Consider the following 23,747-nt stretch of genomic DNA (forward strand, 5'->3'; position numbering starts at 1 on the left):
CTTCATGCGCATCCATCCCCTGCTGATCGCCGCCGCGGCGCTGGCCGCACTGCCCTTTGCGCTGCAATGGATCGGGCTGACCACGACCTCGGCCGTCGAGGTGGTGATCTTCGCCGTCGCCGCCATGGGGCTGAACCTGCTGTCGGGCTATACCGGGCTGGTCAGCTTCGGCCACGGCGCCTGGTTCGGCCTGGGCGCCTATGCCGCGGCACTGGCCGCGCGCGCCCTGCCCGGCCATGCCTTCTGGCTGCCGCTGGCCGCGGCGCTCGCGGTGTCGGCGGTGCTGGCGGCGGGGTTCGGCGTGCTGATGCTGCGCCGCCGCGGCGTCTATTTCTCGCTGATGACGCTGGCGCTGTCGGCGCTGGGGTTCACCATCGCCTTCCGCTGGACCGCGCTGACCGGCGGCGAGAACGGCCTGGGCGGGGTCGAGCGCCCGTCCTGGGGCGGCTTCGACCTGAACAACAACATGAACTTCTATATCGTCACCGCGCTGATCGCGCTGGCGGTGGCCTTCGGGCTGTGGCGTCTGGTCAACGCGCCGCTGGGCCGGGTGCTGGAAGCGATCCGCGAGAACCAGACCCGCGCCATGGCGCTTGGGTTCCCGGTGGTGCGCTACAAGCTGGCGGCCTTCGTCACCTCGGCCTCGGTCACCGCGCTGGCCGGCGCGCTTCTGATGTTCAAGAACCGCATGACCTCGGCCGAGCCGATGTCGGTGGCGTTTTCCGGCGAGCTGCTGGCGATGGCGGTGATCGGCGGGATGCGCGGCTTCCTGGGGCCGGCGCTGGGGGCGCTGTTCTACGTGTTCTTCCGCGAATACCTGTCGATGTGGACGGAAAACTGGCTGTTCTGGTTCGGGCTGGTGTTCGTCGGCTTCGTGATGTTCGCGCCCGAGGGGCTGGTGGGCATCGGCCGGCAGGTAATGGCGCGGCTGCGCCCCGGCCCGACGCTGGCCGCGGCCATGGCCGACCGTCGCGCCACCGCCCTGCCCCTGCCCGCGATGCTGCGCCGCGACGGCGCGCCCGGCCCGGACGAGGTGCTGAAAGCCGACGAGATCGCCAAGAGCTTCGGCGGGCTCAAGGCCGTGGACGGGGTCAGCCTGACCGTGCGCGACCGCACCCTGCACGCGCTGATCGGGCCGAATGGCGCCGGCAAGACCACCGCCTTCAACCTGCTGACCGGGATGCTGCGCCCCGACGCCGGCCGGGTGACGCTGGAAGGCGCCGAGATCGCCGGGCAAAGCGCCGACGAGATCGCCCGGCAGGGTATCGGCCGCTCGTTCCAGATCACCAGCCTGTTCCCGGAACTGACCGTGTTCGAGAACGTCCGCCTTGCGGTGCAATCCACCGACCCGCAGCGGATGAACGCCTGGCGCTCGGCCGCCGCGATCGAGCGGGTGAACGCGCAGGCGCGCGAGATCATCGAATGGGTCGGCCTTGGCGGGATGGAAGGCGCCCGCGCGGGCTCGCTCTCCTACGGCGGGCAGCGGCTGCTGGACCTCGGGCTGGCGCTGGCCACCCGCCCGCGCATCCTGCTGGCGGACGAGCCGCTGGCCGGGCTGTCGGTCGCGGAACGCGAACGCGTGGGCAACCTGATCAAGCAGGTGTCGCAGGACGTGCCGGTGCTGCTGGTCGAACACGATATCGACCGGGTGTTTTCGCTCGCCGACCACGTGACGGTGATGAACGAGGGCAAGGTGCTGCTGGACGGCGACGTGGCGGCCGCGCGCAGCTCGGGCAAGGTGCAGGAAATCTACATCGGCTCGGGCACCTCGGCGGTGGCGGCGACCGCCCATCACGGGCAGGCGGGCACCGAAACCCTGTGCCGGCTTGAGGGCGTGAACGTCCATTACGGCAAGAGCCACATCCTGCACGACGTCGGCTTCGACATCCGCAAGGGCGAGATCCTCGCGCTGTTGGGCCGCAACGGCGCCGGGAAATCGACGCTGCTCAAGGCGATGATCGGGATCGCGCCGGTCAGCTCGGGCACCATAACGCTGGACGGGCAGCAGATTTCCGGCCTGCCGCCCTCGGCGGTGGCGCGGGCGGGGGTGGGCTATGTGCCGCAGGGTCGCGGGCTGTTCGCCGGGATGACCGTGCGCGACAACCTGGAACTCGGCCGCATCCGCCGCCGCACCGGCGCCGGCACCCACTGGTCGGACGAGGAAATCCTGGAATATTTCCCCCGCCTCGCCGAACGGATGGAGACCGAGGCCGACCGCCTGTCGGGCGGCGAGCAGCAGATGGCGGCCGTGGCCCGGGCGCTGTCGGGCGACACCAAGATCCTGCTGCTGGACGAGCCCTTCGAGGGGCTGGCCCCCGCGGTCGTCGAACAGCTGTTCCGCACCTTCGACCGGCTGCGCGACCGTCTGTCCATCGTGATCGTGGACCACAACCTCGACCTGGCGCTGGCGCTGTCGGACCGCACGGTGGCGCTGGAACGCGGGCGCATCTTCCACGACGGCCCGTCGCGCGAACTGGCCGAGGATCTTGAATTGCGCCGCAAGGTGCTGTGGCTGTGAGAGAGGGAATGGACAACAAGGATATCATCGGCATCGTCGGTGCCGGGCTGATCGGACGGGCCTGGACCTGCGTCTTTGCCCGCGCCGGGCACCAGGTGCAGCTGTGGGACCCCGACCCGGCGCTGCGCGCCCAGATGCCCGAGCTGCTGCGCGCCATGCTGCTCGAGGCGGGCGACGACCCCGAAGCCGCCGCCCGCGTCACCACCTGCGACAGCATGGAGCAGGCGCTGAACGGGGTGGCGCTGGTGCAGGAAAGCGGCCCCGAGGTGCTGGAGATCAAGCGCGAGCTGTTCGCCCGCATGGACGCGGCGGCGGCGCCGGGAGTGATCCTCGCCTCGTCGTCCTCGGCGCTGGTCGCCTCGCAATTCGCGGTCGGGCTGGCGGGGGCGGGGCGCTGCATCGTCGCGCATCCGGTCAACCCGCCGCATGTGGTGCCGGTGGTCGAGCTGTGCCCCTCGCCCCAGACCGAGCCCTGGGTGCTGCCGCGGGCCGAGGCGATCTATCGCGCCGCCGGGCAGGTGCCGGCGGTGCTGAACCGGGAAATCCCCGGCTTCGTGCTGAACCGGCTGCAGGCGGTGCTGCTGGCCGAGGCGCTGCGGCTGGTCGGCGAGGGGGTCTGTTCCGTGCAGGCGCTCGACGACACCATGCGTCACGGGCTGGGCCGGCGCTGGACGCTGATGGGGCCGCTGGAAACCGTCTCGCTGAACGCGCCGGCGGGGGTGCACGACTACATGCGCCGCTATGGCCCGACCATGGGGCGGCTGGCCGACGACGGCGCCGGGTCCGAGGCGTTTTCGGAACGTGCCGCCGCCATCGTCGCCGCCGCCTTCCCCGAGATCGATCCGCAGGCTATCCGTGACCGCACCGCCTGGCGCGACCGCGAGCTGGCGGCGCTGGACCGCCATCTTCGTTCCCGAACCGATTCCAAGACCGACAAGGACTGACCCATCATGGCCAAGACTCCCCGCAAGACGATCATCACCTGTGCCGTGACCGGCGCCATCCATACCCCCTCGATGTCGCCCCATCTGCCGGTGACCCCGTCCGAGATCGCCGAGGCCGCGATCGGCGCGGCCGAGGCCGGCGCCGCCATCGTCCACCTGCACGCCCGCAACCCGCAGGACGGCAGCCCCGACCAGTCCCCCGAGGCGTTCCTGCCGTTCCTGCAGGTCATCAAGCAGCGCTCGCCGGTGATCGTGAACCTGACCACCGGCGGCGCCCCCACCATGACCATCGAGGAGCGGATGCGCCCCGCCGCGACCTACCGCCCCGAGGTCGCCTCGATGAACATGGGCACCATGAACTTCGGCCTGTTCCCGATGCTCGACCGCTTCGAGGGCAAGCTGAAGCACGAATGGGAAAAAACCTATCTGGGCAACCGCGACATCGTGTTCCGCAACACCTTCGGCGACCTGGAAAAGGTGATGACCGATCTCGGCGCCAACGGCACGCGGTTCGAGTTCGAATGCTACGACACCTCGCATCTGTACAACCTCAAGCATTTCTACGACCGCGGCATCGTCAAGGGACCGCTGTTCATCCAGACCGTGTTCGGGCTGATGGGCGGGATCGGCGCCCACCCCGACGACGTGATGCACATGAAGCGCACCGCCGACCGGCTGTTCGGCGACAACTATCGCTGGTCGGTGCTGGGCGCGGGCCGCAACCAGCTGCCGATCGCGGCGATGGCGGCGGCGATGGGCGGCCATGTCCGCGTCGGGCTGGAGGATTCGCTCTGGGCCGGGCCCGGCAAGCTGGCCGAGACCAACGCCCAGCAGGTCCGGCTGGTGCGCCAGATCATCGAGGGGCTGGGGCTGGAGATCGCCTCGCCGGAAGAGGCGCGCGAGATCCTGGACCTGAAAGGCACCGACGACCTCGGCTTCTGAGCGCCGCGCCGGCGGCACGGCCGGACCGGGGGCTGTCCGCCCCCGGACCCCCGAGGATATTTGCACAAGGAAGAACCTGCCCCTTCCATCCCCGCGTGCGTCGCGGGCGAGGATTCGGGCGGTTCTTAAATATCCTCGGGGGAGAGGCCGCAGGCCTCGCGGGGGCAGACAGCCCCCGTCCGGCAGCGCCCACAAGGCGCGACCGCGCCGTATCTTACAAGATCAGCGTCAGACCAGCTCGCCTTCGAGCGAGTTCGGCGCGCTGGCCTTGATCCGCACCTGCAGCAGCTCGCCCGGCGCGACCTCGGGCGCGTGGACGAAGACCGAGTGCAGATAGTCCGACTTGCCGACCATCTGCCCCGGCATCCGGCCGGGTTTCTCGAACAGCACCCCCAGGGTGCGCCCGACCATGGATTCCTGCGCGGCCTTCTGCTGGCGGTCCAGCAGCGCCTGCAGTTCCTGCAGCCGGGCGTCGGCGATTTCATCGGCAACCATCTCTCGCCCGAAAGCAGGTGTCCCGGGGCGCGGCGAATACTTGAAGCTGAAGGCGGTGCCGAAGCCGACCTGTTCCACCAGCCGCAGCGTGGCCGCGTGGTCCTGATCGCTTTCGCCGGGGAAGCCGACGATGAAGTCGCTGGTCAGCATGATGTCGGGGCGGGCGGCGCGGATGCGGTCGATCAGCCGCAGATACTGCTCGGCCGTGTGCTTGCGGTTCATCGCCTTGAGGATGCGGTCCGACCCCGACTGCACCGGCAGGTGCAGATAGGGCATCAGCTGCGGGATGTCGCGATGCGCCTCGATCAGATCGTCGCCCATGTCGTTGGGGTGGCTGGTGGTGTAGCGGATCCGGTCCAGCCCCTCGATCCCCGCCAGCTGCCGGATCAGCGCGCCGAAACCTTCGCCCCCCTCGCCGTGCCAGCCGTTGACGTTCTGGCCCAGCAGGGTGATCTCGCGCACGCCGCGCGCCACCAGGTCGCGCGCCTCGGCCATGATGCGGGCCATGGGGCGGCTGACCTCGGCCCCGCGGGTATAGGGGACCACGCAAAAGGCGCAGAACTTGTCACAGCCCTCCTGCACGGTCAGGAAGGCGGCGGGGGCGCGGCGGGTGGCGCGGCGTTGCGGCAGGTGGTCGAACTTGTCCTCGGGCGGGAACTCGGTGTTCACCGCCGGGGCCTCGCCGCGCACCATGGCGGGCAGGTTGTGATAGGACTGCGGGCCCACGACCAGATCGACCAGCGGGGCGCGGCGGATGATCTCTTCGCCCTCGGCCTGCGCCACGCAGCCGGCGACCCCGATCTTGAGATCCGGGCGCGCGCCCTTTAGCGGCCGCAGCCGGCCCAGGTCGGAATACAGCTTCTCGGCCGCCTTCTCGCGGATATGGCAGGTGTTCAGCAGCACCATGTCGGCATCTTCGGCGCGGTCGGTCTGGACATAGCCCTCGGCGCCCATGGCCTCGGCCATGCGCTGGCTGTCATAGACGTTCATCTGGCAGCCGTAGGTCTTGATGAACAGCTTCTTCGGCGTCTGGTCGGTCATGGCGCGCCCTGCCCTTATGCTGGCCGCGAGATGCCGGCCGGTCGAACCCGGCACATATAGCGGCCCGGGCGGGCCATGGGAACCCGCGCCGCTTAACGCAGGTCGCGGGCCAGGAAGCGGGCGGCGCGGGTCCAGCTGTCGTCGGAATCGCCGCGGAAGCTCAGGTCGCGCTGTGTGGTCACGGTCTCGGCCTTCGTGTCGACCAGTGTGGCGAAGCCCTGCATGATCAGCGTGCTGGTCTTGAGCACGACGACGAACAGCGCCCGCTCGGCGCCCTGGTCGCGGGCAAGGGCCACCAGACATTCCGGGGTTTCGGGCGAGCAGGCGACGGCGACGGTGGCCGCGTCGATGCGGGCGATGCTGGTGCCCTGCCCGGCCGCCATTTCCTCGGCCAGCGTGGCGCCGAAATCCTCCAGCCGTGCCAGATGCGCCGCGCCCTGGTCCGCGGCCTCGCCCGAGGTGTCGAGGAACTTGACCGGCAGCAGCGCCACCACCTCGGCCGCCGCGGGGGCCGCGGCCAGAGCCGCAAGGGCAGCCACGCAGATACGGGCACGGGTGCGAGACAGGGACATCATCCGCCCAGCCTGCCCCCGGCCGCCGCCCCGATCCAGCACTGCCGCCGGCACCCAAGACCAAGGGATGACCCGCGCCCGCCCGGCAGCCTGCCGGCGCGACCGGCCATTCTGCCGCCCCTTGCCGCGTTGAACCCGCGCCACGGCGGCGCTAGCCTGATCCCAACCAGAGAGAGGTGTTTGCATCATGGACGAGAAAAGCTGGTCGGCCCGCGCCGAAACCGTGTCGATGTTCGGCTTTACCGACCTGCCCAGCGTGGAGCGGCGCGGCACCATCGTGCTGACCCATGGCGAGGGGCCCTATGTCATCGACACCCAGGGGCGGCGCTGGCTGGATGCCAATTCCGGCCTGTGGAACATGGTCGCCGGCTTTGACCACAAGGGCCTGACCGAGGCCGCCAAGGCGCAATACGACCGCTTCCCCGGCTATCACGCGTTCTTCGGGCGCATGTCCGACCAGACGGTGATGCTGTCGGAAAAGCTGGTCGAGGTCTCTCCGTTCGCGCGCGGCAAGGTGTTCTACACCAACTCGGGGTCCGAGGCGAACGACACCATGGTCAAGATGCTGTGGTTCCTGCACCGGGCCGAGGGGAACCCGAACCGCCGTAAGATCCTGACCCGCTGGAACGCCTATCACGGCGTCACCGCCGTGTCCGCCAGCATGACCGGCAAGCCCTATAACGAGGTGTTCGGCCTGCCGCTGCCCGGCTTCATCCACCTGACCTGCCCGCATTTCTGGCGCGAGGGCAAGCCCGGCGAATCCGAGGCCGAGTTCGTCGCCCGCCTGGCCGCCGAGCTGGAGGAGGTGATCGCCCGCGAAGGCGCCGACACCATCGCCGGTTTCTTTGCCGAGCCGGTGCAGGGCGCGGGGGGCGTGATCCCGCCGGCGCAGGGGTATTTCCAGGCGCTGGTGCCGATCCTGAAGAAACACGGGATCCCGGTGATCTCGGACGAGGTGATCTGCGGATTCGGCCGCACCGGCTCGACCTGGGGTTGCGAGACCTATGGCTTTACCCCCGACGCGATCATCTCGTCCAAGAACCTGACCGCCGGGTTCTTCCCGATGGGGGCGGTGATCCTTGGGCCGGAGCTGTCGGACCGGCTCGACGCCGCCATCGCCCCGATCGAGGAGTTTCCGCACGGCTTCACCGCCTCGGGCCACCCGGTCGGCTGCGCCATCGCCCTGAAGGCGATCGACGTGGTGATGAACGAGGGGTTGGCGCAGAACGTCATCGACAAGGCCCCGCGGATGGAGGCCGGCCTGCGCGACATCATGCAGCGCCACGAGAACATCGGCGAGCTGCGCGGCGTCGGCTTCATGTGGGCGCTCGAGGCGGTGAAGGACGCCGAGACCCGCCAGCCCTTCCCGCCGCATCTCTCGGTCAGCGAGCGTATCGCCAACACCTGCACCGACCTGGGGCTGATCTGCCGGCCGCTGGGGCAGTCGATCGTGCTGTGCCCGCCTTTCATTCTGACCGACGCGCAGATGGACGAAATGTTCCAGAAGCTCGACCGGGCGCTGGAACAGGTGTTCGACGGGCTGCGCGCCGAGGGCGAGATCTGAGCTGCCGTTAAGGGGAAATTAACCCGTCGCCGCTAGCCTGCCCGAAAGACCATGGTTTCGGGCAGGACATTGGGCAGGACCGACTTTGCGCTGCTGATCGCGGGGATGCACCGCAGCGGCACCTCATATCTGGGCGAATGCTGCGGGGCGCTGGGGCTGGCGCTGCCGCGTGATGCGGGCGGCCCCGCCCTCGACAACCCGCGCGGGCATTTCGAGCCGCGCGCGGTGGTGGCGCTGAACGACGCGATCCTGGCGCAGCAGGGCGCGGTCTGGCTGCGCGCCGGGCGGCTGGACCTGCCCGCCCCCGACGCGGCGCTGCTGGCGCGGATGGACGCGGCGGTGGCGGAAAGCTTCGGCACTGCGCGGCGCATCGTGATCAAGGATCCGCGGCTGTCGCTGACCCTGCCGCTGTGGCGGGCCTGGCTCGACGCGCGCAGAATCGGCGCGGCGCTGCTGATCGCCCTGCGCGACCCGGCCGAGGTCGCGCAATCGCTGGCCCGCCGCAACCGCACCGGCGCCGAAATGGCGATGCTGTCCTGGGTGCAGCACATGCTGTCGGTGCTGGAGCACAGCCGGGAAATGCCGCGGCTGCTGGTGCCCTTCCCGGGCTGGACCGCCGATCCGGGGGCGATGCTGGCCCGGATCGCATCCCTGTGCGGCCGCGAAGCTGACGCGGCCACACAGGCGCAGGCCGCGGCGAGTTTCCTGCCGGCGGCGGTGCATGGGGCGGCAGCGCCGTTGCCCGACACGCCCGCCGCGCGGCTGGCGGGGGCGCTTTACCAGGCGCTGTCGGGGTCCATGGGCGATGTCGGACCGGGGGCTGTCTGCCCCCGGACCCCCGAGGATATTTCGGTGATGAAGAACATCCCCGGCGAAGCCGCGCTGGCCGGGTTCCGCCTGCGCCATGATGCGCTGGCCGCAGTCGCCGCCGAGGTCGAGGCCGCCTCGGCCGCAGCGTTGCGCGCTGGCCACCGCTCTGCCGCGGCGCTGCACGAGGCGCTGGCGGCGCGCAGCGAGCAGCTGGCCGCCACCGAGGCCCAGCGGGACCGGGGGCTCGCCGCGCTGCGCGCGCAACTGACGGCGACCGAGGTGCAGCGAGATGAGGCGGTGGCGGGACTGACGGCACGGCTGGAAGCGACCGAGGCGCAGCGGGATGAATCCATTGCCCTTCTGACAGCGCAACTGCAGGCGACCGAAGCGCAACGGGACGCAGTGGCGACGCTGACGGCGCGGCTGGAAGCGACCGAGGCGCAGCGGGACCAGGCGGTCGCCGTACAGGCGGACATCGCGGCGCAGCGCGACGCTGCCTCTGCCGCGCTGGTCGCAGCACGGGCGCAGCACGACGAAGCGGCGGCCACGCTGGCCACGCAGCTTGCCGATGCCGGGGCGCAGCGCGACGCCGCGCTGGCCGATGCCGCCGCCAGCCGTGACCGTGCGGCCGCGGCCGGGGCGCAGCGCGACGAGTTGGCCGAACAGGCCGAGCAGCAGGCCCAGACCCTCGCCGAGCTGCGCGAGCATAAAGCGCGGCTGCGCGGGCATCTTGCCGCGACCGAGCGGGTGCTGGCCGAGACTGCGGACTGGCTGAATCGCGAGCGGCTGACCGTGCTCAAGCCGATCTACCGCCGTGCCTGGCGCGCCGGCGGGCGGGCGCTGCGCCGGGTGCTGCCCGGGCCGGCGGTCGAGCGGCTGCGCCGGCAACTGCCGGTGCCGGGCGGGATCCCGCGCGCGCTGGCCTTTGCCGAAGCCCCCCCGACCGCGCCCGGCTGCGGCTATGCCGGCATCCCGCCCCGCCAGGGCGACACGCCCGACATCTTCATCCTCTCGATCATCGGCTGGGATTTCCGCACCCAGCGCCCGCAGCATCTGGCCACCCGCATGGCCGCCGCCGGACACCGGGTGTTCTATCTGGAGATGGAGAGCTCGCCCGGGAACGGCAGCGCGCGCGAGGTTGCGCCGGGGGTCCATGCCATCCGCCTGCCCGCGCGGGGGATGCGCGGGGTTGCGGCCTATACCGGCGTGCCCTCGGCCGCGCAGGCGCGCGCCTGGGTCGATCATTTCCACGCGCTAGCCGATGCGGTGGGGGTCTCGCCGGTCAGCCATGTGGTGATCCAGCACCCCTATTGGTGGCATCTCGCCCGCCACCTGTCGCCCGAGTTCCAGCTGACCTTCGACTGCATGGACGACATCGGCGGGTTTTCCAACACCCAGCCACAGGTGCTCGAGGCCGAGCTCGAGATGGCGGCCCAGGTCGACAAGATGGTGGTCAGTTCCCTGTATCTGGCCGACCGCTTCGGCGCGCTGCGCGAGGTGGCGCTGGTGCGCAACGGCACCGACGTCAGCCATTTCATCCGCAACCATGACGAACCCGCGCCGGACTGGCTGGGCCCGTTGCAGCCGGGGGCGATCCGCGTCGGCTATGTCGGCGCGATCGCCGAGTGGTTCGACAGCGACCTGCTGGAACGCGTCGCCCGCGCCAACCCGGATTTCGACATCCACCTGTGCGGCGCGGTCACGGCCGAGCCGCCGCTGGGGCTGGGCAGGCTCGACAACATCACGCTGCACGGGGAAATCCCCTATGCCGACGTGCCGGCGTTCCTGCAGCAGATGGAGGTGCTGATCATCCCCTTCCAGCTGCTGCCGATCATCAAGGCCTGCGATCCGGTCAAGTTCTACGAATATGCGGCGGTGGGACGGCCGACTGTCTCGACCTCGCTGCCGGAACTGGCGCGGGCCGGCGATCTGGTGCTGCGCGCCGACTCTCCCGAAGATTTCGCCGCCGCCATCCGCCGGGCCGCGCCGCTGGCGCGCGATGCGGATCTTGCGGCAAGGCTGCGGCGCTATGCGCTTGAGAATGCCTGGGATTTCCGCGCCGCCGACATGCTGGCCCATATGCGGGACGAGCCGCTGCTGTCGGTGATCGTGCTGCATTACGGCGACGACACCGACATGACGCTGGCGGCGCTGCACGCGCTGCTGGGGCGCGGTGAGGTCTATCCCAATCTCGAGGTGGTGCTGGTCGACAACGGCTCGGCGCCGCCGGTGCGCGAGGTGCTGCGCGCCCGCGCCGCCGCCGATCCGCGCATCCTGCTGGTCGAAAATGACCGGAATCTGGGCTTTGCGGAGGGCAACAACCGCGGGATCGCGGCGGCGCGCGGCGAATATGTGCTGCTGCTGAACAACGACACCTTCCTCGCGCCCGGGGCGTTGCTGGCGATGCTGCGCCACCTGCAGCGCAACCCGCAGATCGGCATCGTCGGGCCCCTGACCAACAACATCGGCAACGAGGCCCGGGTCGAGATCGCCTATGCCGATATGGAGCAGATGGCGCTGGCCGCGCGCGCCCTGGCCACCGGCCACCGCGGCCGCGCGACCCCGCTGCGGGTCTGCGCCTATTTCTGCGCGATGTTCCGGCGCGAAGATCTCGACCGGCTGGGGCATCTGCCGGAAATCTACGGCCGCGGCATGTTCGAGGACGACGACCACTGCGCGACCTTCCGCGCCGCCGGGCTGGGGATGGCGCTGGCCGAGGATGCCTTCTGCCACCACCATCTTTCCGCCAGCTTCGGCGCCCTGCCGTCCGGTGAAAAACAGGCGCTGTTCGCCCGTAACCGCGCGATCTTCGAGGGACGCTGGGGGGCATGGACCCCGCATCGCTATCGCGAGCGCCGCCCCGCCGGCAGCCTGCCCGTGCGCTGAGCTCGCTTAACCGGATCTTCATCCTTGCGTGGCAGGTTCGGATCATGTGGACCCGAAACCAACAGAATCGCCCTGCCGCACCGGCGCCCGCCCCTGAACCGGGGCCGCGGCCGGTGATCGTGCACTACCATCTCTACAAGAACGCCGGCACCTCGTTCGACCATGTGCTGCGCCACAACTTCGGGGCGCGGCACGAATGTTTCGACGGGCCCTATCCATTCTTCACCATCGACCAGGAACAGCTGGACCGGATCATCATGCGCCGGCCGGAGACGGCGGCGTTTTCCTCGCATCAGGTGGTGCTGCCGCAGCCCTCGTCGCTGGAGTATCGGGTGTTCGCGGCGCTGTTCCTGCGCAACCCGTTCCTGCGGATCGCCTCGATCTACCGCTTCAAGCGGGGGCCGGAGCGTGGCGACGGGGTGCCGCTGGCGGCGCTGCCGCCGGGCGAATTGCCGGCGGCGCTGGCGGATTGCGGGCTGGCCGAGCCGCCGCCCTTCGACATGACCTCGACCGGGATCGCGGCCCGGCAGCATGACTTCGCCGGCTGGGTGGCGCATTGCCTGGCGACCCCGGCCGAGACCGTGCATGTCTCGAACGCGCAGACCCGCTTCCTGGCCGCGCCGTTCCGCAGCCGGCCGCTGCTGCGCCGCAGCGGCACCGGCATCGAATACGACCTCGCCACCGCGCTGCGGATGCTGGCGGGGGTCGAGCTTCTGGGCCGGGCCGAAAGTTTCGAAAGCGACGTGGCCCGCTTCGGCGCCATCCTCGCCGCGCACGGGCTGGCGCTGACCCTGCCCGCCCAGACCCGCCACAACGTCACACGGCAGGACGCCGCCTCGACAGACGCCCAGGTCGCGGCGGTGCTGGACCCCCTGCCCCAGGCGCTGCGCGACCGGCTGGTCCGCGCCAATGCGCAGGACCTTGCGCTTTACGACCGCGCCTCGGCGCTGATTTCCAGGGACCACCGGCCATGAAGAAGATCCTCTGCACCATCGGCACCCGCCCCGAGGCGATCAAGATGGCACCGCTCATCCGCGCGCTGCAGGCCGACCCGGCGTTCGACTGCCGGGTGCTGGCCACCGCCCAGCACCGCCAGATGCTGGACCAGGTGCTCGACATCTTCGGGATCGTCCCCGACATCGACCTGGACATCATGCAGCCCGGCCAGACGCTGAGCGGGCTGACCGGGCGGCTGCTGCTGCGGCTGGAAGAGGTGCTGGCCCGCGAGCGACCCGACGCGGTGCTGGCGCAGGGCGATACCACCACCGTGCTGGCCGCGGCGCTGGCCGCATTCCACGAGCGCATCCCCTTCGGCCATGTCGAGGCCGGACTGCGCACCGGCGACCTCGACAGCCCCTTCCCCGAGGAAATGAACCGCGTGGTCGCCAGCCAGCTCTCCCGCTGGCATTTCGCGCCGACCGGGCTGGCCGCCGACCGGCTGCTGGCCGAGGGGCATGACGGCGCCCGCATCCACATCACCGGCAACACCGTGATCGACGCGCTGCATCATGTCGCGGCCACCGCCCCCGACCCCGGGCTGGGGCTGGATCCGGCGCGGCGGATGCTGCTGGTCACCCTGCACCGGCGCGAGAACTTCGGCGCGCCCCTGCAGCGGATCTGCGACGCGCTGGCGGCGCTGGTCCGGGACAACCCCGACGTGCAGATGGTGCTGCCGGTCCACCACAACCCCAGCGTGCGCGAGGTGATCCGCGCCCGCTTCAGCACGGCCGAGCGGGTGATCCTGTGCGAGCCGCTGGACTATGCGGCCTTTGTCGGCGCCATGCAGCGCGCCACGCTGATCCTGTCGGATTCGGGCGGGGTGCAGGAAGAGGCGCCGGCGCTTGGCAAGCCGGTGCTGGTGCTGCGCGACACGACGGAACGTCCCGAGGCGGTGATGGCCGGCGTCACCCGGCTGGTCGGCACCGAGACCGAGACCATCCGCGCCGCCGCGCAACAGCTGCTGGACGACCCCGCCGCCCATGCGGCGATGGCGCGCCACCACTCGCCCTATGGCGATGGCAGGGCGGCGGCGCGCATCACGGCGGTGCTGCGCCGCGACCTGCTGGGCGACGCGCTTCCGATGCCCGAGGGGGTGCCGATGGCGGCATGATCCAGCGCCCGATCCAGCGCCCGCATCAGGGGTGCGACACGTCCCCGCACCCCTTGGATGCCACGGTATGCGGTCTTGTGATCACACGCGCGCGGCCTGTGATCACGGAAGCTGGCAAAACGGCGGAAGCCCGCCGAATCCCCGCCGTCGCGCTTGCTTTGCCCGCAGCTTGTGCCAAGGGAGTGGGCGAGTTTCCTTGCGAGGTTCCCATGAACATCCACGAATACCAGGCCAAGGCGCTGCTGAAGCAATATGGCGCCCCGGTGTCCGAGGGCCGCGCGGTCCTTACCGTCGACGAAGCGGCGACCAAGGCCCGTGAACTGCCCGGCCCGCTGTGGGTCGTCAAGTCGCAGATCCATGCGGGCGGCCGCGGCAAGGGCCGCTTCAAGGAGCCCGAGGCCGGCGACAAGGGCGGCGTGCGGCTGGCCAAATCCGTGGACGAGGTGGTCGAGAACGTCCGCCAGATGCTGGGCAACACGCTGGTCACCCACCAGACCGGCCCCGCCGGCAAGCAGGTGAACCGGATCTACCTGGAAGACGGCAGCGACATCGCGCGCGAGCTGTATCTGGCGCTGCTGGTCGACCGCTCGACCTCGCGCATCAGCTTCGTCGCCTCGACCGAGGGCGGCATGGACATCGAGGAAGTCGCGGCCTCGACCCCCGAAAAGATCGTCTCGTTCAGCGTCGACCCGGCCTCGGGCCTGTCGGATTTCCACGGCCGCCGCGTCGCCTTTGCGCTGGGGCTGGAGGGCGATCTGGTCAAGCAATGCGGCGCGCTGGTCAAGCTGCTCTATAAAGCCTTCGTCGAGAAGGACATGGAGATGCTCGAGATCAACCCGCTGATCGTGACCGAGCAGGGCCAGCTGAAGGTGCTGGACGCCAAGGTCGGCTTCGACAACAACGCGCTCTACCGCCAGAAGGACATCCTGGCGCTGCGCGACGAGACCGAGGAAGACCCCAAGGAACTCGAAGCCTCGAAATACGACCTCAACTACATCGCGCTGGACGGCGAGATCGGCTGCATGGTGAACGGCGCGGGCCTCGCCATGGCGACGATGGACATCATCAAGCTGTATGGTGCGGAACCGGCCAACTTCCTGGACGTCGGCGGCGGCGCCACCAAGGAAAAGGTGACCGAGGCGTTCAAGATCATCACCTCGGACCCGAACGTCAAAGGCATCCTGGTCAACATCTTCGGCGGCATCATGCGCTGCGACATCATCGCCGAGGGCATCATCGCCGCGGTGAAGGAGGTCGGGCTGCAGGTCCCACTGGTGGTGCGGCTCGAGGGCACGAACGTCGAGCTGGGCAAGAAGATCATCGCCGAATCCGGCCTGAACGTGATCGCCGCCGACGACCTCAAGGACGGCGCGCAGAAGATCGTCAAGGCGGTCAAGGGCTGATGCAGGGCCGGGCTGCTCTGCGGGTCGGATTGTCGGCGCTGTCGCTGGCGGCGCTGGCCGCTTGCAGCGGCGACGACGATTCGACCTATGCCGAGCGGCAGGAACTGGCCAACACCTCGCCCCGCGTGGCGGTCAACAAGGCCGAAGGCTCGCGTCTGGTTCAAGTGTTCCAGCAGTTTTGCCTGGAAGGCGCTGCCGACCCCGCCTCCCGCTCGGCGCGGCTGCGCGCGGCCGGATATGTCCCGGCCGGGGGCTGGCGCCGAGGGATGCGGGACTTCGTGACCAACGACCGGCGACCGCTGGTCCGCCTGACCCGCGACGGAAGATCCTGCGCGGTGGGGGCACGGGCCTCGACCGGCCAGACCGTCGCCATCCACGCCGCCATCGGCACGTGGTTCCCGCAGGCGGCAAAGGTCAGGAACTCTGGCGCATCCGAGATCTGGGTGACCGGCCGTCGCCCCGGCGAGGGGATCGGCATCACCCGCAACCCTCTCGGCCCCCACGACAACGAAATCATACTGGCGCTGATGCAGCGCTGATTCAGCATTGAACGAAGGACACGGAAAACATGGCCGTTCTCGTTGACAAAAACACCAAGGTCATCTGCCAGGGGATCACCGGCAGCCAGGGCACCTTCCACACCGAGCAGGCGATCGCCTATGGCACGCAGATGGTCGGCGGCGTGACGCCGGGCAAGGGCGGCACCACCCATCTGGACCTGCCGGTCTTCAACTCGGTCCACGAGGCGGTCGCGCGCACCGGCGCCAACGCCAGCGTGATCTATGTGCCGCCGCCCTTCGCGGCCGACTCGATCCTGGAAGCGATCGACGCGGAAATCCCGCTGATCGTCTGCATCACCGAAGGCATCCCGGTGTTGGACATGATGCGGGTCAAGCGCGCGCTGGAAGGTTCGGCCAGCCGTCTGATCGGGCCGAACTGCCCCGGCATCATGACCCCCGACGAATGCAAGATTGGCATCATGCCGGGCTCGATCTTCAAGCGCGGCTCGGTCGGCGTGGTCTCGCGGTCCGGCACCCTGACCTATGAGGCGGTCAAGCAGACCTCGGACGTGGGGCTGGGCCAGTCCTCGGCGGTCGGCATCGGCGGCGACCCGATCAAGGGGATGGAGCATATCGACGTGCTCGAGATGTTCCTGGCCGACCCGGAAACCGAATCGATCATCATGATCGGCGAGATCGGCGGTTCCGCCGAGGAAGAGGCCGCCCAGTTCCTGGCCGACGAGAAGAAGCGCGGCCGCTGGAAGCCCACCGCCGGCTTCATCGCCGGGCGCACCGCCCCCCCCGGCCGCCGCATGGGCCACGCCGGCGCCATCGTCTCGGGCGGCAAGGGTGACGCGGAATCCAAGATCGCCGCGATGAAAGAGGCCGGCATCATCGTCGCCGACAGCCCCGCCGGGCTGGGCGAAGCGGTGCTCAAGGCCATGGGCAGGTAAGCCTATTGGAGGATGGTCCGCCCCGGCCTAGTCTGGGGCGGATGGACGACCGGGTGCCGCCCGGTGCTCGTGCGGCGCCGCTTCAACAAGACCGGTTCAGCAGGGCTCTAGCGCGATGAACGATCAATCCCCCAACGCCGCCTTCCGTGACAGCTCGTTCCTTCAGGGCGCGAACGCCGCCTGGGTGGAACAGCTTTATGGCCAGTGGGCCAACGACCCCGCGGCCGTCGACCAGGCCTGGGACGAGTATTTCCGCAGCCTCGGCGACGATCTTTCGTCCGTCACGCGCGAGGCGCAGGGGGCCAGCTGGGCGCGGCGCGACTGGCCGCCGGTCCCCGCCGACGACAACACCGCCGCGCTGACCGGCGAATGGCCGGCGGCCAAGGCCGAAGCCAAGGGCGCGCAGGACAAGATCGCCGCCAAGGCCGCCGAAAAGGGCGTGTCGCTGTCGGACGAGCAGCTGCGCCGGGCGGTGCTGGACAGCGTGCGCGCGATCATGCTGATCCGCGCCTATCGCATCCGCGGGCATCTGTTCGCCGATCTCGACCCGCTGGGGATGCGCGAGATGCCGCCGCTGGGCGAACTCGACCCCGCCAACTACGGCTTTACCGCCAGCGATCTCGACCGGCCGATCTTCATCGACAACGTGCTGGGGTTGCAGGTCGCCTCGATCCGCCAGATCACCGAGCTGATGAAGCGCACCTACTGCGGCACCTTTGCGCTGCAGTTCATGCATATCTCCGACCCCGAGCAATCCGCCTGGCTGAAAGAGCGGATCGAGGGCTACGGCAAGGAAATCCAGTTCACCCAGGAAGGCCGCCGCGCCATCCTCAAGAAGCTGGTCGAGGCCGAGGGCTTCGAAAAATTCCTGCATGTCAAGTACATGGGCACCAAGCGCTTTGGCCTTGACGGCGGCGAGGCGCTGATCCCGGCGATGGAGCAGATCATCAAGCGCGGCGGCGCGCTGGGGGTCAAGGACATCGTGATTGGGATGCCGCACCGGGGCCGGCTGTCGGTGCTGGCCAATGTGATGGGCAAGCCCTATCGCGCGATCTTCCACGAGTTCCAGGGCGGCAGCTACAAGCCCGAGGACGTGGACGGCTCGGGCGACGTGAAATACCACCTCGGCGCCAGCTCGGACCGCGCCTTCGACGGCAACGAGGTGCATCTGTCGCTGACCGCCAACCCCTCGCATCTGGAGGCGGTGAACCCGGTGGTGCTGGGCAAGGTCCGCGCCAAGCAGGACCAGATGCACGACACCGAGGAACGCATCGCCTGCCTGCCGGTGCTGCTGCACGGCGACGCGGCCTTCGCCGGCCAGGGCGTGGTGGCCGAGTGCCTGCAGCTGTCGGGTATCCGCGGCCACCGCACCGGCGGCTGCATCCACATCGTGGTGAACAACCAGATCGGCTTCACCACCGCGCCGCATTTCAGCCGCACCTCGCCTTATCCGACCGACATCGCGCTGATGGTTGAGGCGCCGATCTTCCACGTCAACGGCGACGACCCCGAGGCGGTGGTCCACGCCGCCCGCGTCGCGACCGAGTTCCGGCAGAAGTTCCACAAGGACGTGGTGATCGACATCTTCTGCTATCGCCGCTTCGGTCACAACGAGGGCGACGAGCCCATGTTCACCAACCCGGTGATGTACAAGGAGATCAAGTCCCACAAGACCACGCTGCAGCTGTATACCGAGCGACTGGTCAAGGACGGGCTGATCCCCGAGGGCGAGATCGAGGATCTCAAGGCCGCGTTCCAGGCGCATCTGAACGAGGAGTTCGAGGCCGGCAAGAACTTCAAGCCCAACAAGGCCGACTGGCTGGACGGCAAATGGGCCGGGCTGACCGCCGAGGGCGAGGATTATCACCCCGGAGAGACCTGCATCTCGGCCGAGACCATGGCCGATGTCGGCGCAGCGCTGACCCGCGTGCCCGAAGGGTTCAACCTGCACCGCACCGTCGCCCGCCTGCTGGAAGCCAAGAAGCAGATGTTCGAGACCGGACAGGGCTTCGACTGGGCCACCGGCGAGGCGCTGGCCTTCGGCAGCCTGCTGCTGGAAAACCATCCCGTCCGGTTGGCCGGCCAGGACAGCGCCCGCGGCACCTTCAGCCAGCGGCACTCGGCCTTTGTCGATCAGGCCACCGAGGAACGCCACTATCCGCTGAACCACATCCGCGACGGCCAGGCCCGCTACGAGGTCATCGACTCGATGCTGTCGGAATACGCGGTGCTGGGCTTCGAATACGGCTATTCCATGGCCGAACCCAACGCCCTGACCATGTGGGAGGCGCAGTTCGGCGACTTCGCCAACGGCGCGCAGATCATGTTCGACCAGTTCATCTCGTCGGGCGAAAAGAAATGGCTGCGGATGTCGGGGCTGGTGGTGCTGATGCCGCACGGCTTCGAGGGCCAGGGCCCGGAGCACTCCTCGGCCCGGCTGGAACGCTGGCTACAGATGTGTGCCGAGGACAACTGGATCGTGGCCAACCTGACCACCCCGGCGAACTATTTCCACATCCTGCGCCGCCAGATCCACCGGCCGTTCCGCAAGCCGCTGATGCTGATGACGCCGAAATCGCTGCTGCGCCACCCGCAGGCGGTCTCGACCGCGGCCGAGTTCCTGACCGGCTCGACCTTCCACCGGGTGCTGCACGACGACGCGCAGCGCGGCACGGTCGATTTCCAGCTGGCCCCCGACGAAGGGATCCGCCGCGTGGTGATCTGCTCGGGCAAGGTCTACTACGACCTCTTGGCCGCGCGGAACGAGGCCGGGGCCGATGACGTCTATCTGCTGCGGCTGGAACAGTTCTACCCCTTCCCGGCGCAGTCGCTGACCAAGGAGCTGGAACGCTTCCGCCACGCCGAGATCGTCTGGTGCCAGGAAGAGCCCAAGAACCAGGGCGGCTGGAGCTTTGTCGAGCCGAACCTGGAATGGGTGCTGAACCGCGTCGGCGCCGACCACCCGCGCGCCCGCTATGTCGGGCGGGTGGCGCAGGCCTCGGTCGCGACGGGGCTGGCCAGCCGCCACAAGACGGAACAGGATGCGCTGGTCGCCGAGGCGATCACGATCGGAGGATAGCATGGCCATCGAAGTCCGCGTCCCCTCCCTGGGGGAAAGCGTCTCGGAAGCGACGGTCGCGACCTGGTTCAAGAAACCGGGCGATGCGGTCGCCATGGACGAGATGCTGTGCGAGCTGGAGACCGACAAGGTGACGGTCGAGGTTCCCAGCCCCGCCGCCGGCATCCTGGCCGAAATCGTCGCGCCCGAGGGCGAGACGGTCGGCCCGGACGCGCTGCTGGCGCAGATCGACGAGACGGGGGCGGCCGCCGCCCCGCGCGATGCAACCACCGGCGCGGCGCAGCCCGCCGCAGACGAGACCGCAGACAGGGGTAAGCCGAAGATGGCCGGAAAATCCGTTGACGTGATGGTGCCCACGCTGGGCGAAAGCGTGACCGAAGCCACGGTCGCCACCTGGTTCAAGAAAGTGGGCGACGCCGTCGCACAGGACGAGATGCTGTGCGAGCTGGAAACCGACAAGGTCTCGGTCGAGGTACCGAGCCCGGTCGCGGGCGTGCTGGCCGAGATCCTCGCCGAGGAAGGCGCCACCGTCGACGCCAAGGCGCGGCTGGCGATCATCACCGAAGGCGCGGCGGGCGGCTCGACCGGCGGCGCCGGCCCGGGCGACGCCCCGGTCAGCGACCCCGACAAGCGGCAGGAACAGGCCGACAAGGTGAACTCGCCCGGCGCCGGCCCCGAGCAGCTGACCCTGCGCAGCGATGTCGAGGACGCGCCCTCGGCGAAGAAGGCCATGGCGGAAGCCGGGCTCAGCCGCGACCAGCTGCAGGGCTCGGGCCGCGACGGGCGGGTGATGAAAGAGGACGTGGCCCGCGGCGCCGCAGCCCCTGCCCCCGCGCCTGCGCCCGCCCCGGCCTCGGCCCCGCGCGCGCCCTCCTCGCCCGAGGATGCGCATCGCGAGGAGCGGGTCCGCATGACCCGGCTGCGCGCCACCATCGCCCGCCGGCTCAAGGACGCGCAGAACACCGCCGCGATCCTGACCACCTACAACGAGGTGGACATGTCCGGCATCATGGAGCTGCGCAACAGCTACAAGGACCAGTTCGAGAAGAAGCACCGCGTCAAGCTGGGCTTCATGTCCTTCTTCGTGAAGGCGTGCTGCCACGCGCTGAAGGAAGTCCCCGAGGTCAATGCCGAGATCGACGGCGGCGACATCGTCTACAAGAACTTCGTGCACATGGGCGTCGCCGTCGGCACCCCCAACGGGCTGGTGGTGCCGGTGGTCCGCGACGCCGACCAGAAGAGCTTCGCCCAGATCGAAAAGGAAATCGGCGAGCTGGGGCTGCGCGCGCGTGACGGCAAGCTGACCATGGCCGACATGCAGGGCGGCAGCTTCACCATCTCGAACGGCGGGGTCTATGGCTCGCTGATGTCCTCGCCGATCCTGAACCCGCCGCAGTCGGGGATCCTGGGGATGCACAAGATCCAGGACCGCCCGGTGGTGGTCGGCGGTCAGATCGTGATCCGCCCGATGATGTATCTGGCGCTGAGCTACGATCACCGCATCGTCGACGGCAAGGGCGCGGTCACCTTCCTCGTGCGCGTCAAGGAGGCGCTGGAGGATCCGCGCCGGCTGCTGATGGACCTGTGATCCGGCGGGGCGCGTTCCCTGCCGGGGACGCGCCCCGCAAGCCACAAGGAACCACACCATGACCAACCAGCTGATCGCCCGCTACGACATCGCCGACTATCCGCAGTTCCGCACCGAGTTCGACGCCGATGCCGAGGACCGGGGCCATGCCTCGCTGTCGGTGCTGCAGATCTGGCGCGAGGGCGAGACCCGCGTCTGGGTGCTCTACGCCATCGCCGACGGCAAGCGCGCGCTCGACTACCTGCAGGGCGCCGGGGGCGAGGTCTTCGCCAGCCGCGCCGGGGTGCAGGCGGCCGAATACCACGCGGTGCAGACCGCATGAGCGCGCCCTCGGCCGAGCTGCTGGTCCTCGGGCTCGCCGCGATCCTGCAGGCGGTGCAGATCGGGCTGGCGGCATGGTCGATGAACCGCGACGGGCTGGCGGCATGGAACGCCAGCCCCCGCGACAGCGCGCCTTCATTCTCGCCCCTGACCGGCCGGCTGCGCCGCGCGGTGGACAATCACTTCGAGGCGCTGGTCTTCTTCACCATTGCGGTGGTGCTGGTGCAGTTCACCCGCTCGAACGGCACCCTGACTGCCGCCTGCGCCTGGGCCTATCTGGTCGCCCGCATCCTCTATGTCCCGGCCTATGCGCTTGGCTGGGTGCCGTGGCGCTCCGTCATCTTCGGCATCGGCTTCGTCGCGACGATGGCCATGATCCTCGCGGCGATCCTGTGAGCATCTTCTGTCTGCAAATATCCCGCGGGGGCCCGGGGGCGCGAAGCCCCCGGGCCGGCGGTCATCAACAAAGGACCAAGTGATGTATGATCTGATCGTCATCGGCGCCGGCCCCGGTGGCTATGTCTGCGCCATCCGCGCGGCGCAGCTGGGGCTCAAGGTCGCCTGTGTCGAGGGGCGCGAAACCCTGGGCGGCACCTGCCTGAACGTGGGCTGCATCCCGTCCAAGGCACTGCTGCATGCCAGCCACATGGCGCATGAGCTGCACGAGAACTTCGCCAAGCTGGGGCTGATGAACGCGACGGCCGACATCGACTGGGGCCGGATGCAGGGCTACAAGGACGAAACCGTCGGCACCAACACCAAGGGCATCGAGTTCCTGTTCAAGAAGAACAAGATCGACTGGCTGAAGGGCTGGGCCAGCATCGAGGCGCCGGGCAAGGTCAAGGTCGGCGATACGGTGCACGAGACGAAGAACATCGTCATCGCCTCGGGCTCGGTGCCCTCTGCGCTGAAGGGGGTGCAGGTCGACAACGATGCGGGCGTGGTGGTCGATTCCACCGGCGCGTTAGCGCTGAAGACGATCCCCGAAACCATGGTGGTGATCGGCGCGGGCGTGATCGGGCTGGAACTCGGCTCGGTCTACAGCCGGCTGGGCGCGCAGGTAACGGTGGTCGAATATCTGGACGCGATCACCCCCGGCATGGACGCCGAGGTGCAGAAGAGCTTCCAGAAGATCCTGACCAAGCAGGGCTTCAAGTTCATCCTCGGCGCCGCGGTGTCGGGGGTCGAGGCCAGCGACAGCGGCGCGACCGTGGTCTATGCGCCGAAAAAGGGCGGCGAGGAACAGCGGATCGCGGCGGATGTGGTGCTGGTCGCCACCGGCCGCCGGCCGTTCCACGATGGGCTGGGGCTGGAGGCGCTGGGGGTGCAGCTGACCGAGCGCGGCCAGATCGCGGTGGATGCGACATGGGCGACGAATGTCCCCGGCATCTACGCCATCGGCGACGCGGTGCCCGGCCCGATGCTGGCCCACAAGGCCGAGGACGAGGGCATGGCCGTGGCCGAGGTCATCGCCGGCAAGCATGGGCACGTGAATTACGACGTGATCCCCGGCGTGATCTACACCACCCCGGAAATCGCCTCGGTCGGGCTGACCGAGGAAGCCGCGAAGGCCACGGGGCGCAAGGTCAAGACCGGCAAGTTCCCGCTGATGGGCAACGCCCGCGCCAAGGCGATGCTGCAGGCCGAGGGCTTCGTCAAGCTGATCGCCGATGCCGACACCGACCGCATTCTCGGCTGCCACATCATCGGCCCCGGCGCCGGCGAGATGATCCACGAGATCTGCGTGGCGATGGAGTTCGGGGCCTCGGCCGAGGATGTGGCGCTGACCTGCCACGCCCATCCCACCGTCTCCGAAGCGGTGCGCGAGGCCGCGCTGGCTTGCGGCGACGGCGCCATCCACGTCTGAGACGAGGCCCCGTGACGATGGGGAAAGGCCGGGCGGGCGCCCGGCCTTGCCTCCGGCGGGGGTATTTTCACCAGAAAGAAGCCTCGGCGATTTCTCGCCGACAGCGGCGCTGGCGGCCTGCGGGGCCTGTTTTGCGACTGACGGCGCCGGGTCC

The 23,747-nt window shown here is 69.3% G+C and carries 17 protein-coding genes; 15 read left to right on the top strand and 2 right to left on the bottom strand.

The genetic code is table 11. From position 1 onward, the window contains the following. The first annotated feature begins 4 nt into the window (after positions 1-4). The 3 genes from BUB57_RS03420 to BUB57_RS03430 are packed head-to-tail and all read left to right on the top strand — an operon-like array spanning position 5 to position 4,404. Positions 5-2,518, top strand: a complete 2,514-nt coding sequence (locus tag BUB57_RS03420) for a branched-chain amino acid ABC transporter ATP-binding protein/permease (RefSeq protein ID WP_234951974.1) — start codon at positions 5-7, stop codon at positions 2,516-2,518. Between the two features lie 8 nt (positions 2,519-2,526). Continuing rightward, positions 2,527-3,462, top strand: coding sequence for a 3-hydroxyacyl-CoA dehydrogenase (locus tag BUB57_RS03425; protein WP_073062200.1), 936 nt, complete (start codon positions 2,527-2,529; stop codon positions 3,460-3,462). Between the two features lie 6 nt (positions 3,463-3,468). Beyond that, on the top strand, positions 3,469-4,404 hold the full coding sequence (locus tag BUB57_RS03430) for a 3,5-dioxohexanoate:acetyl-CoA acetone transferase (RefSeq protein ID WP_073062203.1): 936 nt from the start codon (positions 3,469-3,471) through the stop codon (positions 4,402-4,404). Positions 4,405-4,632: 228 nt separating this feature from the next. Here the strand turns inward: BUB57_RS03430 and miaB are convergent, their stop codons facing one another. Next, the gene (gene miaB / locus BUB57_RS03435) at positions 4,633-5,940 is read right to left on the bottom strand and encodes a tRNA (N6-isopentenyl adenosine(37)-C2)-methylthiotransferase MiaB (RefSeq protein WP_073062208.1); all 1,308 of its coding nucleotides are present in this window, start codon (positions 5,938-5,940) and stop codon (positions 4,633-4,635) included. 92 nt (positions 5,941-6,032) lie between these two features. Then, entirely contained in the window at positions 6,033-6,515 is a 483-nt protein-coding gene (locus BUB57_RS16705; RefSeq protein ID WP_073062211.1) for a DUF2380 domain-containing protein, read from the bottom strand. Between the two features lie 184 nt (positions 6,516-6,699). Here BUB57_RS16705 and BUB57_RS03445 point away from each other — a divergent pair, with 184 nt between their 5' ends. The 12 genes from BUB57_RS03445 to lpdA all read left to right on the top strand — a co-directional run bounded on the left by BUB57_RS03445 (position 6,700) and on the right by lpdA (position 23,593). Next, positions 6,700-8,076, top strand: a complete 1,377-nt coding sequence (locus tag BUB57_RS03445) for an aminotransferase (protein WP_073062215.1) — start codon at positions 6,700-6,702, stop codon at positions 8,074-8,076. A gap of 69 nt (positions 8,077-8,145) precedes the next feature. Further along, the gene (locus tag BUB57_RS03450) at positions 8,146-11,772 is read left to right on the top strand and encodes a glycosyltransferase (RefSeq protein ID WP_073062218.1); all 3,627 of its coding nucleotides are present in this window, start codon (positions 8,146-8,148) and stop codon (positions 11,770-11,772) included. Between the two features lie 113 nt (positions 11,773-11,885). Beyond that, entirely contained in the window at positions 11,886-12,746 is an 861-nt protein-coding gene (locus BUB57_RS03455; RefSeq protein WP_159435549.1) for a sulfotransferase family 2 domain-containing protein, read from the top strand. Then, positions 12,743-13,882: a non-hydrolyzing UDP-N-acetylglucosamine 2-epimerase gene (gene wecB, locus BUB57_RS03460; RefSeq protein WP_073062242.1), complete on the top strand. Its 1,140-nt coding sequence runs from the start codon at positions 12,743-12,745 to the stop codon at positions 13,880-13,882. Before BUB57_RS03455 ends, wecB begins: the two co-directional genes overlap by 4 nt. Before the next feature lie 209 nt (positions 13,883-14,091). Then, entirely contained in the window at positions 14,092-15,285 is a 1,194-nt protein-coding gene (gene sucC / locus BUB57_RS03465) for an ADP-forming succinate--CoA ligase subunit beta (RefSeq protein WP_073062245.1), read from the top strand. Then, positions 15,285-15,824, top strand: coding sequence for a hypothetical protein (locus BUB57_RS03470; RefSeq protein WP_143159607.1), 540 nt, complete (start codon positions 15,285-15,287; stop codon positions 15,822-15,824). The genes sucC and BUB57_RS03470 overlap by 1 nt, the downstream gene beginning before the upstream one ends. 29 nt (positions 15,825-15,853) lie before the next feature. Beyond that, positions 15,854-16,738, top strand: coding sequence for a succinate--CoA ligase subunit alpha (gene sucD / locus BUB57_RS03475; RefSeq protein ID WP_073062252.1), 885 nt, complete (start codon positions 15,854-15,856; stop codon positions 16,736-16,738). 115 nt (positions 16,739-16,853) lie between these two features. After that, positions 16,854-19,817, top strand: coding sequence for a 2-oxoglutarate dehydrogenase E1 component (locus tag BUB57_RS03480; RefSeq protein WP_073062255.1), 2,964 nt, complete (start codon positions 16,854-16,856; stop codon positions 19,815-19,817). Between the two features lies 1 nt (position 19,818). Further along, on the top strand, positions 19,819-21,405 hold the full coding sequence (gene odhB, locus BUB57_RS03485; protein ID WP_073062258.1) for a 2-oxoglutarate dehydrogenase complex dihydrolipoyllysine-residue succinyltransferase: 1,587 nt from the start codon (positions 19,819-19,821) through the stop codon (positions 21,403-21,405). Positions 21,406-21,463: 58 nt separating this feature from the next. After that, positions 21,464-21,727, top strand: a complete 264-nt coding sequence (locus BUB57_RS03490; protein ID WP_073062262.1) for a hypothetical protein — start codon at positions 21,464-21,466, stop codon at positions 21,725-21,727. After that, positions 21,724-22,122: an MAPEG family protein gene (locus BUB57_RS03495; RefSeq protein WP_073062267.1), complete on the top strand. Its 399-nt coding sequence runs from the start codon at positions 21,724-21,726 to the stop codon at positions 22,120-22,122. The genes BUB57_RS03490 and BUB57_RS03495 overlap by 4 nt, the downstream gene beginning before the upstream one ends. 82 nt (positions 22,123-22,204) lie before the next feature. Then, positions 22,205-23,593, top strand: coding sequence for a dihydrolipoyl dehydrogenase (lpdA, locus tag BUB57_RS03500; RefSeq protein WP_073062270.1), 1,389 nt, complete (start codon positions 22,205-22,207; stop codon positions 23,591-23,593). Positions 23,594-23,747 lie beyond the last annotated feature (154 nt).

It is taken from the genome of Paracoccus solventivorans, assembly GCF_900142875.1.
Lineage (GTDB): Bacteria > Pseudomonadota > Alphaproteobacteria > Rhodobacterales > Rhodobacteraceae > Paracoccus > Paracoccus solventivorans.

What these genes read in the sequence shown, in the direction of transcription:
- BUB57_RS03445 (WP_073062215.1), top strand. Translation starts at nt 6,700, where the DNA reads ATGGACGAGAAAAGCTGGTCGGCCCGCGCCGAAACCGTGTCGATGTTC.
- wecB (WP_073062242.1), top strand. Translation starts at nt 12,743, where the DNA reads ATGAAGAAGATCCTCTGCACCATCGGCACCCGCCCCGAGGCGATCAAG.
- sucD (WP_073062252.1), top strand. Translation starts at nt 15,854, where the DNA reads ATGGCCGTTCTCGTTGACAAAAACACCAAGGTCATCTGCCAGGGGATC.
- BUB57_RS03470 (WP_143159607.1), top strand. Translation starts at nt 15,285, where the DNA reads ATGCAGGGCCGGGCTGCTCTGCGGGTCGGATTGTCGGCGCTGTCGCTG.
- BUB57_RS16705 (WP_073062211.1), bottom strand. Translation starts at nt 6,515, where the DNA reads ATGATGTCCCTGTCTCGCACCCGTGCCCGTATCTGCGTGGCTGCCCTT.
- BUB57_RS03490 (WP_073062262.1), top strand. Translation starts at nt 21,464, where the DNA reads ATGACCAACCAGCTGATCGCCCGCTACGACATCGCCGACTATCCGCAG.
- BUB57_RS03495 (WP_073062267.1), top strand. Translation starts at nt 21,724, where the DNA reads ATGAGCGCGCCCTCGGCCGAGCTGCTGGTCCTCGGGCTCGCCGCGATC.
- odhB (WP_073062258.1), top strand. Translation starts at nt 19,819, where the DNA reads ATGGCCATCGAAGTCCGCGTCCCCTCCCTGGGGGAAAGCGTCTCGGAA.
- BUB57_RS03480 (WP_073062255.1), top strand. Translation starts at nt 16,854, where the DNA reads ATGAACGATCAATCCCCCAACGCCGCCTTCCGTGACAGCTCGTTCCTT.
- miaB (WP_073062208.1), bottom strand. Translation starts at nt 5,940, where the DNA reads ATGACCGACCAGACGCCGAAGAAGCTGTTCATCAAGACCTACGGCTGC.
- lpdA (WP_073062270.1), top strand. Translation starts at nt 22,205, where the DNA reads ATGTATGATCTGATCGTCATCGGCGCCGGCCCCGGTGGCTATGTCTGC.
- BUB57_RS03425 (WP_073062200.1), top strand. Translation starts at nt 2,527, where the DNA reads ATGGACAACAAGGATATCATCGGCATCGTCGGTGCCGGGCTGATCGGA.
- BUB57_RS03420 (WP_234951974.1), top strand. Translation starts at nt 5, where the DNA reads ATGCGCATCCATCCCCTGCTGATCGCCGCCGCGGCGCTGGCCGCACTG.
- sucC (WP_073062245.1), top strand. Translation starts at nt 14,092, where the DNA reads ATGAACATCCACGAATACCAGGCCAAGGCGCTGCTGAAGCAATATGGC.
- BUB57_RS03430 (WP_073062203.1), top strand. Translation starts at nt 3,469, where the DNA reads ATGGCCAAGACTCCCCGCAAGACGATCATCACCTGTGCCGTGACCGGC.